Genomic DNA, 12,350 nt, shown 5'->3' with positions numbered 1-12,350 from the left:
CCCCAGCTCGGCCATGGTGGCAAAGACCTGCCGGGTTGGGCAAGCCTTGCGTGCGCCTGGGCCGGTCTCGGCAGCCCGGTGGTCTCAGACCTTGAGGTGAGCCGCCGCCGCGGCAGCCGTGCGGCCGGCCAGGGTCGCGCCGCCCGCAGTCATGGCGCCGCCGCCGGCAGTCGCCTCGCCGGCGAGCCAGAGCTTGCCGCCGATCGGCTCGGCCAGGATCTCGCGCGCATCGGCATGGCCCGGCCGGCAGACGGAATAGGAGCCGTGAGAGAACGGGTCGGTCCACCAGGCCGGGAAGGAGACTGGGCCGGCCGCCTTGCGGAATTCGGTCCCGACCATTGCGGCGAGCAGGTCGACGATCTGCTCGCGGGCGGCAGCGGGACCTGCGCTCGAGAGGTCGCGCGCGAAATCGCCGCCGCAATAGCCGATGACCAAGTCGCGATCGTCGGGAAAGAGATCGAAGCTGATCAGCCGCTCCGCTGAGCCGGCCTCGAAATAGGTCGTGCCTGGCGCGATGCCGAAACGATCGCCTGCGACCTTGAGGGCGATCTTGGTGAGCGCGCCCATACCGATGCCGGCGAGCGCGTCGCGGGTGCGGGCGGGAAGCTGGGGCGTGAAGCGGATCGCGCCCGATTTCAGCACGCCGACCGGCACGGTGACGATGCAAGCCCGAGCTTTGAGCGTTCCCGCGGCGGTGGTGATGGCGACGCGCGGGCCGCTCCAGTCGATCGCGGTGACCGGTTGGCTGAGGCGGATGTCCAAGCCTTCAGCGTAGCGGGTGACGAGATTGCCGTAGCCGCTCGGCACGACATAGTCCTCGCCGGCCCAGAGCCGCTGATAGTCGCGGGCCGAGATGCGTGCCGATTCCTCGCCGATCGAGAGCAGCATGCCGGAGGCCGCGACCGGTGCGAGATCGGGGCTGAGATCGCCCAGCACTTCGGCGACCGAGAGGTCGCGATCGTCCAGGTCGGCATTGTCGAGCCGCCGGTCGATCTCACCGAAGGCGCCGCGGCGGCGGGCACGGTCGCCGGCGGGCATGGGCTTGCCGCTTTGGAAGAGCTGGAAGCCGCCGCCCCGGCTCTCGTTCGGGGTCTGCACGCCGAGCTCGCGGGCGATCTCGGTCCAGGGATTGCGCTCGGCCCAATGGATGAACATCGCGCCGGCGTCATAGGCCGGGCCGAGCGACGAATCGGTGAAGGTCCGGCCGCCGAGGCGGTCGCGGGCTTCGAGCACGACCACGGAGCGCCCGGCGGCCTGGAGCTGCCTCGCCGCGGCGATGCCGGCCGCTCCGGCGCCGATCACCACCGCGTCCGGCTCGGCGGCGCGGGCGGGCGAGTGGCCGCTGGCGGCGCTCATCGCCAGCGCACCAGCGCCTGTCAGCAATGTCCGGCGGTCGAGCATGAAGAAAGGCCCTATGTCTGCGGCGGGCTGATGATGCCAGCCGCTTTTCGCGCTGCAATACACGAGCACGCGTGTGGCGGGAGCAGGGCCATCACAGCTTTGCGAGGCCGATCGCATGTCCGTCTCGGCCGTTGCCCGTCTTTCAGTTTAGACGAATGATAAACTCAGCTTAGAATTCCAATAAGTAAGTAATCTATCACGCAATCGTGAGTCTATTGACAGTTAAATTGAGTTTTAATAACCGCTGATGATGAAAATAAGGCGCAAAGCTTAGTTTTCAGGGATTATAAAAAGCAATTCGACTTGGCAAGTCAGTTTGGCAAGCCGATCTGCTTCTCAGCGACAGGACATGGGCGATGGGGATGAATTGCAGCGGGCTGCGCCGGGGCGTGGCGCTTGGAGCCTTGATGCTGGCGGCGGCGCCGGCGCTGGCGCAGCAGCAACGCAATCCCGCTCCGCCCGCGGTCACCGAGCAGGTGCAGCTCGACCAGATCAACGTGCAGGGCGAGCGTGAGGCGGCGCCGCTGCTGCAAGGGCCGACAACGACCACCACCACCCGCGCCCAGCTCGACCGCCAGCAGGTGCAGAGCCTGACGGACCTGTCGAACCGGGTCGAGGCAGGTATCACCTTCAACCGTCAGAACGGCTCGCTCAACATTCGCGGCCTCGACGGCGCGCGCGTGCTGACCACGATCGACGGCATCCGCCAGCCCTTCCTGATCGACACCCGCGTCAACCGCGCCGGCACCAACGCCTTCGACTTCGACTCGCTGTCCTCGCTCGACCTGCTGCGCGGCGGCAGCGGTGGCGCCACGCTCGGCGGCGGCGCGCTGGGCGGCGCGCTCGCGGTACGTACGCTCGATCCCGAGGACATCATCCGCAACGGGCGCTCCTACGGAGCGCTCGCCAAGACCGGCTATGACAGCACCGACCGGGCCTGGTTCGGCAGCGCGGCGGCGGCGGCGCGCATGGGCAACACCTCGGTGCTGCTGCAGGGCGGCTTCCGCAACGGCCACGAGATCGACAGCAAGGGCAACGACAAGTCGATCGGCGCAACCCGCACGGCGCCGAACCCGGCCGACTTCAACCAGTACAGCTTCCTCGGCAAGATCTACCAGCAAGTCGGCGAAGCCCATCGCTTCGGCATCACCGGCGAGTTCTTCAAGCGCGCCGACCGGATCCAGACCCGGACCAGCACGGTGTCGCTGACCGGCAATTTCCGCCCGGGCGCCTATCAGACTGGCGAGGATGTCGAGCGCAACCGCGTCTCGTTGACCTATGACTACAAGCAGCCCGGTGGCCTCCTCATCGACGAGGCGCATGCGAATCTCTACTGGCAGCGGCTGAAGCGCAACGACCTGGTCAGCGCCTATCGCTATACCAGCATCATCGGGCCCTATGGCCGCGACAACGAGAACGAGCAGACCGCCTACGGCTTCAACGGCCACGTCATCAAGAACCTGCAGACCGGCGGGCTCTCGCATCGCGTCCTGCTCGGCACCGAGCTGCGCATGTCGTCGCTGAAGCAGTATTCGTCCGGCATGGACAACTGCCCGACGCGGCCGGCCTCCGGTTCGTTCACCGGCGCACTCGCCACCTGCAACAACCTCTTCACCAACCAGTCGGACCAGCCCGACATCGATGGGCGCCTCGTCGGCATCTACGTCCAGGACGAGATCGGCCTGCTCGAAAACCGCCTGCGTATCACGCCCGGCGTGCGCTTCGACTGGTATGAGGAGAAGCCGCAGACGACGCCGGCCTATTCAGCCGGCGGCTCGCGCCCGGTCGGCCTGCCGCCGTCGTCGAGCGACTCGGCCTGGTCGCCGCGCGTCAGGCTGGAATACGACATCCTGAAGAACGCGCCTTTCGTGAAGGACGTCACCGTTTTCGCGCAATGGGCCAAGAGCTTCCGGGCGCCGACGGCGGACGAGCTCTATGGCCGCTTCGGCGGGCCGAGCACCTATCTGCGCGCCGGCAATCCGCTCCTGCGTCCGGAGGAGGGCAATGGCGTCGATGTCGGTGTCCGCTTCGGCGACAAGCAGTTCGGCGGCTCGATCACCTATTTCCACACCAGCTACCGCAACTATATCGAGCAGTACCAGCAGCAGGCAGCGGGCGTGGGTGGCCTCTACCCGCAGGGCGGCATCGTCGGCCTGCGCAACATCCCGCGCGCCGAGATCCAGGGCGTCGAGATCAACGGGCAATACGGTTTTGCGCCGAACTGGCTGGTGCGCGGCTCCTTCGCCTATACCCGCGGCCGCAACAAGACCGACGATATCTTCCTGAACTCGATCCCGCCGATGCAGGGCATCGTCGCCGTCGCCTACGGCACGGATCGCTGGGGCGCCGAGATCTCGGCCAAGATGGCCGGCAAGCGCGACGACGTCTCGACCGTTCAGGCCGGCACAGGCTTCAAGGCACCGGGCTATACGCTCTTCAACGCCTCGGCCTGGTGGCGACCGATGCCGGAGATCGCCGACCTCGAATTGCAGATCGGTGTCTACAACATCTTCGATCGCAAGTACTGGGATGCCGCCAACGTGCCGCTCTCCCGTCCGCAGCCGCGCGACTACTACAGCGAGCCTGGCCGCACAGTGAAGGCGACGCTCAAGTACCAGTTCTGAGCGCGACGATTTCGAGACCACTTCAGCCGGCCCAACGGGCCGGCTTTTTTATTGCGCGAGGGCAGGGGTGCGGGTTCCGCCTGCGCCTGCACTGGACGCAGGCCCCCGATACGGTTTTTGCCTCAGGTCTTAACATTCCCTTAGCGGACCGACTCTAGTCATGGTTGTACGCCGCTTGAATCGTTTCAGGCGGCGCTGGCTACCGGGGGAACGCATGCGCGCTGGTTCGAAGGGTTTCGCAGCAGGACAATTTCTCCGCACCGTCAGCCTCGCTGCTTTGGCGCTGGGCTTGGCCAACTCGGCGGCCCCGGCCGCGACCTATCTCGTCGGCAACGAAACAGAGCTGCGCGACGCGATCGCCGCGGCGAATGCGAGCCCCGATGCAAGCTCGACGATCGTCTTCACCCAGAGTTTCACGGTCACAACCGCGCCCAATCTGGCAACGCCCACCAAGTCGCTGACGATCGACACGCAAGGGTTCGTCCTGTCGGGAGCCGGAGCCAGCAGCATCACCGTCAACGGCAATTTTCCGAGCGGTTCGCTGATCATTTCCGGCACCTTCGTCGGCGGGACCGGGAGCTCCGGCCTGGTTGTCAACAGCGGCATCACGACGGTCGGCGCCAGCTCCGGGCAGGTCGTCAACAATGGCTCGATCAGCGGCGGGGCTGCCGCTTCCGGAGGCCTCGGCGTCTCGCTCCTCAATGTCGTGACCTTCGTCAACAACGGCACGGTCAGCGGCGGCACCGGGACGGGCTCGGGCCTCGGCAACAATGGCTCCGGCGTCAACATCCTCAACACCGGCGCGACGCTGATCAACAACGCCAGCGGTGTCATCCAGGGCGGCAACAGCACGGCGGGCGGGCATACCGGCGCGGGCGTGTACGTGAGCACGACCAGCAAGGCGGCGACCATCACCAATTACGGCACGATCCGCGGCGGGTCGGCCGTCGCAGGCCCAGGCGAGGCGGCGATCGTCGGCCGCGGCGCCTCCGCTACTCCAGTGACGATCTACAATCTCGGCACCGGCGTCCTCGAAGGCGGCAATGGCGCGGCCGCCATTACGAACAGCAATTTTCCATCGACGATCTCGATCATCAACAGCGGCACGATCCGGGCCGGCGCTGGCGCGGCCAGCGCGATCTCAATGTCCAACCAGGCAGCCGGGGTTAATCTCATCCTCGAGCTTCAGGCCGGCTCGCAGATCATCGGCAACGTGCACGCCAGCTCTGCAGGAACCAACGACGTTCTGCGCCTTGGTGGTACAACGGATTCCAGCTTCGACGCCTCGTCGATCGGCGCGACGGCGCAGTACCAGGGCTTCGACCGCTTCGAGAAGACCGGCAGCAGCACCTGGACGCTGACGGGGGCGACCACTGCGGTGACGCCGTGGCGGCTGGTCGGCGGTACCTTGTCGATCGCCAGCGACGGTAGCCTCGGCGCGACGGAGAGCGGCCTCGTTTTCGACGGCGGCACACTGCAGACCACGGCGAACTTCGCCATGACCCGCACCGCAACGGTCAATGCCGGCGGCGGTACAATCGAAACCAATGCCGACCTGACCTGGTCGGGCGCCGTCACCGGCTCGGGCGCGCTGACCAAGACCGGCAGCGCCACGCTGAACGTGACCGGCGATAGCTCCGGCTTCACCGGGGCGACGACGATCAGCGAGGGCGCGCTGGTGGTGAACGGCTCGCTTGCCGGCTCGGCGGTGACGGTTGGGTCGGGCGCGCGGCTCGGCGGATCGGGTACGGTCGGGGCGCTGACGCTGGCTTCGGGTGCCAGGATCACACCGGGCAACTCGATCGGCACGCTCACCGTCAACGGCGCCTATGTCCAGAATGCCGGCGCGGTCTACGAGGTCGAGATCGATCCGGGCAGCGCGACCTCCGACCGGATCGACGTGAAGGGGACGGCGACGCTCGCCAATGGCGCGACGGTCTCGGTGGTGAATACCACCGGCGCGACCTATGTCGCCGGCCAGCGCTACACCATCCTGACCTCGGCTGGACTGACCGGCAGCTATAGCGGCGATCTGGCCCTGACGGCCTTCCTCACTTTGCGCAACAGCAGCGACGCGACCAATGCCTATCTGACGGTGGTCCAGACCGCGACGGCCGGCAACATCGGCGGTACCGGCAATGAGCAGGCGGTCGGCCAGGCGATCGACAGCCTGCCGACCGGCAATGCCGTCCAGACCGGCGTCTACAACCAGCCGACGGTCGAGGCGGGCCAGGGCGCGCTCCGCCAGCTCGCCGGCGAGATCCATGCTTCGGCCCGCACCATGCTGGTCGACGAGAGCTGGCATGTGCGCTCGGCGGTGAACGACCGCTTGCGCTCGGCCTTCGGTGCGGTCGGCGCCGCCCCGATGGCGACGCTGTCTTACGGCTTCACTGCCGACCTCGCTCCGGCGGTGAAGGGGCCGATGCCGAAGCCGCCTTCGGCCGAGCGCTTTGCCGTCTGGGGCCAAGGCTATGGCTCCTGGGGCCGCACGCGCAGCGACGGCAATGCCGCGAGCCTCTCGCGTTCGACCGGCGGCCTGCTGGTCGGCGCCGACGCCGCTGTCTTCGACAGCCTGCGCCTCGGCGTCGTCGCCGGCTTCAGCCACAGCAAGTTCGACGTCAACGGGCGGCTCTCCTCCGGCGAGAGCGACAACTACCATCTCGGCCTCTATGGCGGCGGGCAATGGGGGGCGCTCGGCCTGCGTACCGGCCTGAGCTACACGTGGCACGACCTCTCGACCCGCCGCAGCATCGTCTCGGCCGGCCTCGGCGATACCTTGCGCGCCGACTACGATGCCGGCACGGCGCAGGCCTTCGGCGAGCTCGGCTATCGCCTCGATCTCGGCCAGACCGCTTTGGGCCAGGTTGCGCTCGAACCCTTCGCGGGCCTGGCCTATGTCGTGCTGCGCAGCGACCGCTTCACCGAACGTGGTGGGAGCTCAGCCGCGCTATCCGGCACCGGCGACGATACCGGCCTCGGCTACACCACGCTCGGCCTGCGCGCCGCAACGACGACCCGTCTCTCCGGCATGGACCTGACCCTGCGCGGTGGGCTCGGCTGGCGCCATGCCTTCGGCGATGTCGATCCGAAGACGACGCTCGCTTTTGCCGGCAGCAACCCGTTCGCCATCGCCGGCCTGCCGATCGCGCGGGACGCCGCCCTGGTCGAGGCCGGGCTCGACCTCGGGCTCGGCCCGAACGTCAGCCTCGGCGCCTCCTACACCGCCCAGCTCGCCAACGACGCTCAGGACCACGCCTTCAAGGCGAACCTCGCGATGAGGTTCTGATCGGCGGGGGAGCAACACGAAAGACCGCCGAAGCTAGTGGAACCTCGGCGTGGGCGAGGCTCACGCGACCGAGCGTACGCTGTCCGCCATCAGCTTGGCGCCCAGGGCTCCGACCACCGCGCCGGCTGCACGGTCGATCCAGACCTTGGAGCGGAGATAGGCTGCGCGTGGCGTGCGGGACGAGAACCCGACAGCCACCACCGTGTACCAGCCGAACTCGATCAGGAAGAGCATCGGGGGCAGGGCAAAATACATCCAGGACGGCGTCGGCGACGGCAGCAGCGCGGCGAACATCGACGCATAGAAAATCGCCGTCTTGGGGTTGGAAAGCTGGACGAACAACGCCCGCAGCAGCGAAGTCCATAGCGTGCTCGGTCGCTCGCCTGTCATTTCGGCGACCTCCAGCGGCTCGGGAGCTGCACGCCAGATATTGATGCCGAGCCATAGAAGATAGGCCCCGCCAGCCAGCCTGAGCGCGATGTTGAGCCATTCGACCTGCAACAGGATCGCCGTCAGCCCCGCGACCGCGACGGTTGCGAAGACGAAGCCGCCGATTCCCATGCCGATGGCGGCCATCACGCCATCCATGCGCGATCGCGAGATGGCGATGCGCGAGACCACGACGAAGCTCGGACCGGGGCTGATCGCGCCGAGCAGGAATACGCCGAGGATCGAAATCAGGATTGCAAGCTCATGCATGGCTGCCTCTCGTCATCTCCGGTTCGACGGCCTTGCGCAGACGGGCAGGCCGATCGGGAAAAAGACACTCTCTGGTCAAAGGCCGGGATCCGCAATGGGAACGAAGGCACTCCGCTACACCAGCTCGAGGAACTCGATGCGATTTCCGAAGGGATCGTCGACATAGATTCGCCTGATGCCCGGCAGATCGACATCGGGCCGGACTGCGAGGCCATTCAGTCGTAGCGTGGCGATCGTCTGCTCCAGGCTCTCCACCCGGAATGCCGGATGTGCCTTCTTTGCCGGCGAGAACGGCGTCTCGACGCCGAGATGGACCTTGATGGTTCTGCTCTCGAACCAGGCACCGCCACGCGAGCGTAGTGCTTCGGGCTTGTCGATCTCGCGCAAGCCGAGGACGTCGCAGTAGAAGGCCCGTGCGTCCTCTTCCCGGCCCTCGGGCATCGCCAGCTGGATGTGATGCAGTTCGAGAATCATGTCGTCTCTCCCGACCTCGCGGCGCCTGCGGGGTTCGCCTTGCGGTTCAGCCGCCGAGGACGAGCCTGATCCGCGTCATCCCATCCTCGCGCGCCAAAGCAAGCTCGCCCTTGTGTGCCCGCGCCACCTCCGCCGCGATGGCGAGGCCGAGACCTGAGCCATGTGAGTTCGCGCCTTTGGCGAAGGGCTGGGCCAGCTCCGCCAGCGAACCACTGAAGCCGTCGCCATCGTCGGCGACCTCGATCCAGACATGTGTCTCGTTGGCGCCGACCTTGACGAGGAGGCGGCTATGGGCGCCGTGGGCGAGGGCGTTATCGATCAGGTTGCCGAGCGCTTCGCGCAGGCTGACGGCGTCGCCGGGGATGATCGGCGCCGGTACCGCCGGTTCGAAGCTGATGTCGACCTCGCGCGGCAGCGACAGCGGTACCGCGGTGCTGAGCACGGTCTTGGCCAGCGCATTGAGGTCGACCGGGGCAAGCGCCGCCGCATCGGCGCGGTGGATCACCATGGCGTGGTCGAGGAGCTGGCCGGTCAGCCGGCCGAGCTCGGTGGTGCGCTCGCGGACGCGTGTGATCGTCTCGGCCTTGCGCCGCGACGGCGCGGTCGCCGAGAGGATCTCGACCTGCGCGTCGAGCGCGGCCAGCGGCGTGCGGATCTGGTGGGCGGCGTCGGCGATGAAGCGCTGCATCAGCGCGACGCGGTCGGAGAGGCGGCGCATGAAGCCGTCGATCGCCTCGACGAGGTTGCGGACCTCGACCGGCGGCTCAGCCTTGATCGGGCTGAGATCGTCTGGGGCGCGCCTCGCGATCTCCTGCTCGATGCGGGCAAGAGGCTTCAGCGCGAGCCGGACGGCGAAGCCCGTCGCCAGCAGCGCGAGCGCGCTCATGATCGCGATGACGCCGAGCGCCTTGAAGGTCAGGTCGCGCGCCAGCGATACGCGTGCCTGCATGGTCTGCGCGACGACGATGGTGGCCCAGCCGCCGGCGAGCGGATCGTCGAAGCGGCGCGACAGCGTCGCGATGCGGACCGGATGGCCCTGATAGATGCCATCCTCCAGCACGACGCCGCTGCGCGTCGCCTCCCAGGTCGCCCGCGACTGGAGATCGTCATAGCCGGCGACGACGATGCCGCGGGGATCGACGACCTTGTAGAAGACGAGGTCGTAATCGGAGAGCGTCGCGATCGCCGAGGCCGGCGGGTCGAGCGTCAGCACGCTGCCCTGGAGGTAGACGTTCTCGGCAATCTGGACGGCGCCGCCGGAAAGGAGCCGGTCATAGGCCTGCTGCGCCGCGAGCCCGGCGGAATGCCAGGCGATCAGGCCGAGCGCCACGGCCCCGCCCGCCAGCACCGCCGAGAGCACGGCGATGATGCGGGCCCGCAGCGAGAGGCGCAGGTCAGAGAGCGGCAAGTTGGTAGCCCAGCCCGCGCAAGGTGCGGATCTCGATCGGCGCGTCGGCGAGCTTGCGCCGCAGCCGCGCCACGAACTGCTCGACGGCGTTCGGGCTCGCCTCCTGCTCGAAATTGAAGAGCTGCTCGACCAGCTCCTCCTTCGGCACGATGCGTTCGGGGCGAGCGGCGAGGATCTCCAGCACGGTGAGCTCGCGTCGCGTCAGGTTGAGCGGGCGGTCGCCGATGCTGGCGATGCGGCCGGCGCGATCGATGACCAGCGGGCCGACGCGCAGGAGGTTGTCGGATTGCCCCGCGCTACGCCGCAGCAGCGCCCGTGCCCGCGCTTCGAGCTCGCCATAGTCGAAGGGCTTGATCAGATAGTCGTCGGCGCCGAGGTCGAGGGCACCGATGCGCTCGTCGACATGCGAGCGGGCGGTGAGCACCAGCACCGGCGTCTTGAGCTTGCGGGCCCGCATGCCCTTCAGGATCGCGAGCCCGTCCTGGCCGGGCAAAGTGAGGTCGAGGATGATGAGGTCATAGGCCTGCACCGTGATCAGCTCCGCTGCGGTCTGGCCGTCCTGCTCCCAGTCGACGGCGTGGCCGATCTTTTCCAGCCGCATCACGACGGCTTCGGCGATGTCGGCGGTGTCTTCGACGACGAGGATGCGCAAACGCGGGCTCCGGTCCTTGAGTCAGGTTGGTGTCAGCGGAGCAGGCTATCCCATCCGGCAAGCGCCCATAAGTGCGCTGGGAAACGAAGCAAGGGAGGGTTCATGCTAGCCCCGTTCGATGCCGCATCCGCGACACCGCTCCTCTCCGTCGAGGGCGTGACGCTGCAATACAAGACGCCGGACGTCGTGGTCACCGCGACGCGGCAGGTCTCGTTCGACGTCTACCCGTCCGACCGTTTCGTCCTGCTCGGCCCCTCCGGCTGCGGCAAGTCGACCCTGCTCAAGGCGATCGGCGGATATCTTTCGCCGGTGGAGGGAGAGATTTCCCTGAAAGGGCGCGCGGTCACCGGCCCCGGCCCGGACCGGATGATGGTGTTCCAGGAGTTCGACCAGCTGCTGCCGTGGAAGACGGTGCGCGAGAACGTCGTCTTCGCGCTGACGGCCTCGGGCCGGGCGAGTGAGGCCGAGGCCGAGGAGCGGGCGCGCTCCTATATCGAGAAGGTCGGCCTCGCCAAGTTCATCGACAGCTATCCGCATATGCTGTCGGGCGGCATGAAGCAGCGCGTCGCGATCGCCCGCGGCATGGCGATGGAGCCCGACGTGCTGCTGATGGACGAGCCCTTCGCGGCGCTCGACGCGCTGACCCGCCGCAAGATGCAGGACGAATTGCTGCGGCTCTGGGACGACACGCAGTTCACCGTGCTCTTCGTCACCCATTCGATCGAGGAGGCGATCCGGATCGGCACCCGCATCCTGCTGCTCTCGCCGCATCCCGGCGAGGTCAAGGCCGAGCTCAACAGCGTGCCGCCCGAGGAATTGGGCACCGGCAAGCAGGCCGAGCTCGAAACCCGCATCAACGACATGCTGTTCGCTCATCATTGAGCCGGAGGTGACCGTCATGACCGATCTCGTCAGCTTCCGCCCCGAAATCATCCGCGAAGTCCATTCGAGCGACGCGCCCGTGGTGGCCAAATCGATCGGCCTCGCCGAGCGGATCTATCGCCTCGGCTTCGTCCGCAAGGCTTTCATCCTCGCCGTGCTCGCGCTTGCCTGGGAACTCTATGGCCGCTGGCTCGGCAATCCCCTGCTGTTCCCGACCTTCGGCCAGACGGTCGAGGCGTTCGTCGGCAACATCGTCAACGGCGTCATCCCCCAGCGCATGCTGGTCTCGCTGCAGACGCTCGTCATCGGCTACGGCATCGGCATCGGCCTCGCCGCGCTTCTGACCACGCTGGCGATCGGCTCGCGCATCGGCGCCGACCTGCTGGAGACGCTGACCTCGATGTTCAACCCGTTGCCGGCGATCGCACTGCTGCCGCTGGCGCTGATCTGGTTCGGGCTCGGCACCGGCAGCATCATCTTCGTGCTGGTGCATTCGGTGCTGTGGGCGATCGCGCTCAACACCCATGCCGGCTTCCGTTCGGTTTCGAACACGCTACGCATGGTCGGCCAGAACTACGGGTTGCGCGGCCTGAAGCTGGTCCGCCTCATCCTGATCCCGGCGGCATTCCCGGCGATCCTGACCGGCCTCAAAGTCGGCTGGGCCTTCGCCTGGCGCACGCTGATCGCGGCCGAGCTGGTCTTCGGCGTGTCCTCGGGCTCCGGCGGCCTCGGCTGGTTCATCTTCGAGAACCGCAACCAGCTCGAGACTGCGAACGTCTTCGCCGGCCTGTTCACGGTGATCCTGATCGGCCTGTTCGTCGAAAACATCATCTTCGCCACCATCGAGCGCAAGACCATCCGCCGCTGGGGCATGCAGCACTAACTATCCGCATCAGAAGGCCGAACGGCCAAAATTCTAAGGGA

9 protein-coding genes are annotated in these 12,350 nt (G+C 67.3%); 4 read left to right on the top strand and 5 right to left on the bottom strand.

Annotated elements, in window-relative coordinates; genetic code table 11:
• Nucleotides 1-84: 84 nt before the first annotated feature.
• The gene (locus tag AC1DS0_RS14605) at nt 85-1,401 is read right to left on the bottom strand and encodes a flavin monoamine oxidase family protein (RefSeq protein WP_476815023.1); all 1,317 of its coding nucleotides are present in this window, start codon (nt 1,399-1,401) and stop codon (nt 85-87) included.
• A gap of 356 nt (nt 1,402-1,757) precedes the next feature.
• On the opposite strand from AC1DS0_RS14605, the gene AC1DS0_RS14600 reads away from it, so the two are divergent.
• Entirely contained in the window at nt 1,758-4,025 is a 2,268-nt protein-coding gene (locus tag AC1DS0_RS14600; RefSeq protein WP_476815022.1) for a TonB-dependent hemoglobin/transferrin/lactoferrin family receptor, read from the top strand.
• A 214-nt stretch (nt 4,026-4,239) separates the two neighbouring features.
• Nucleotides 4,240-7,311, top strand: coding sequence for an autotransporter outer membrane beta-barrel domain-containing protein (locus AC1DS0_RS14595; RefSeq protein WP_476815021.1), 3,072 nt, complete (start codon nt 4,240-4,242; stop codon nt 7,309-7,311).
• A gap of 60 nt (nt 7,312-7,371) precedes the next feature.
• Here AC1DS0_RS14595 and AC1DS0_RS14590 read toward each other — a convergent pair whose 3' ends face one another.
• The 4 genes from AC1DS0_RS14590 to AC1DS0_RS14575 all read right to left on the bottom strand — a co-directional run bounded on the left by AC1DS0_RS14590 (nt 7,372) and on the right by AC1DS0_RS14575 (nt 10,544).
• On the bottom strand, nt 7,372-8,010 hold the full coding sequence (locus AC1DS0_RS14590; RefSeq protein WP_476815020.1) for a LysE family translocator: 639 nt from the start codon (nt 8,008-8,010) through the stop codon (nt 7,372-7,374).
• A 114-nt stretch (nt 8,011-8,124) separates the two neighbouring features.
• Nucleotides 8,125-8,484, bottom strand: coding sequence for a VOC family protein (locus tag AC1DS0_RS14585; protein WP_476815019.1), 360 nt, complete (start codon nt 8,482-8,484; stop codon nt 8,125-8,127).
• A 46-nt stretch (nt 8,485-8,530) separates the two neighbouring features.
• Complete coding sequence (locus AC1DS0_RS14580) at nt 8,531-9,892, bottom strand: sensor histidine kinase (RefSeq protein ID WP_476815018.1); 1,362 nt, start codon at nt 9,890-9,892, stop codon at nt 8,531-8,533.
• Nucleotides 9,879-10,544 (bottom strand): response regulator, encoded by a 666-nt coding sequence (locus AC1DS0_RS14575; protein ID WP_476815017.1) that lies wholly within the window; start codon nt 10,542-10,544, stop codon nt 9,879-9,881. The genes AC1DS0_RS14580 and AC1DS0_RS14575 overlap by 14 nt, the downstream gene beginning before the upstream one ends.
• 102 nt (nt 10,545-10,646) lie before the next feature.
• On the opposite strand from AC1DS0_RS14575, the gene AC1DS0_RS14570 reads away from it, so the two are divergent.
• Both AC1DS0_RS14570 and AC1DS0_RS14565 read left to right on the top strand, forming a co-directional pair.
• Nucleotides 10,647-11,426, top strand: coding sequence for an ABC transporter ATP-binding protein (locus tag AC1DS0_RS14570; RefSeq protein ID WP_476815016.1), 780 nt, complete (start codon nt 10,647-10,649; stop codon nt 11,424-11,426).
• Between the two features lie 16 nt (nt 11,427-11,442).
• A complete protein-coding gene (locus AC1DS0_RS14565) occupies nt 11,443-12,309 on the top strand; it encodes an ABC transporter permease (protein ID WP_454024124.1) in 867 nt (288 codons plus the stop codon).
• The last annotated feature ends 41 nt before the right edge of the window (nt 12,310-12,350 follow it).

This window comes from Allobosea sp. P4_H5 (assembly GCF_056400825.1).
The sequence above is the reverse complement of the archived record's forward strand: the minus strand, read 5'-3'. Positions and strand labels throughout refer to the sequence as shown.

What these genes read in the sequence shown, in the direction of transcription:
- AC1DS0_RS14605 (WP_476815023.1), bottom strand. Translation starts at nt 1,401, where the DNA reads ATGCTCGACCGCCGGACATTGCTGACAGGCGCTGGTGCGCTGGCGATG.
- AC1DS0_RS14600 (WP_476815022.1), top strand. Translation starts at nt 1,758, where the DNA reads ATGGGGATGAATTGCAGCGGGCTGCGCCGGGGCGTGGCGCTTGGAGCC.
- AC1DS0_RS14595 (WP_476815021.1), top strand. Translation starts at nt 4,240, where the DNA reads ATGCGCGCTGGTTCGAAGGGTTTCGCAGCAGGACAATTTCTCCGCACC.
- AC1DS0_RS14590 (WP_476815020.1), bottom strand. Translation starts at nt 8,010, where the DNA reads ATGCATGAGCTTGCAATCCTGATTTCGATCCTCGGCGTATTCCTGCTC.
- AC1DS0_RS14585 (WP_476815019.1), bottom strand. Translation starts at nt 8,484, where the DNA reads ATGATTCTCGAACTGCATCACATCCAGCTGGCGATGCCCGAGGGCCGG.
- AC1DS0_RS14570 (WP_476815016.1), top strand. Translation starts at nt 10,647, where the DNA reads ATGCTAGCCCCGTTCGATGCCGCATCCGCGACACCGCTCCTCTCCGTC.
- AC1DS0_RS14565 (WP_454024124.1), top strand. Translation starts at nt 11,443, where the DNA reads ATGACCGATCTCGTCAGCTTCCGCCCCGAAATCATCCGCGAAGTCCAT.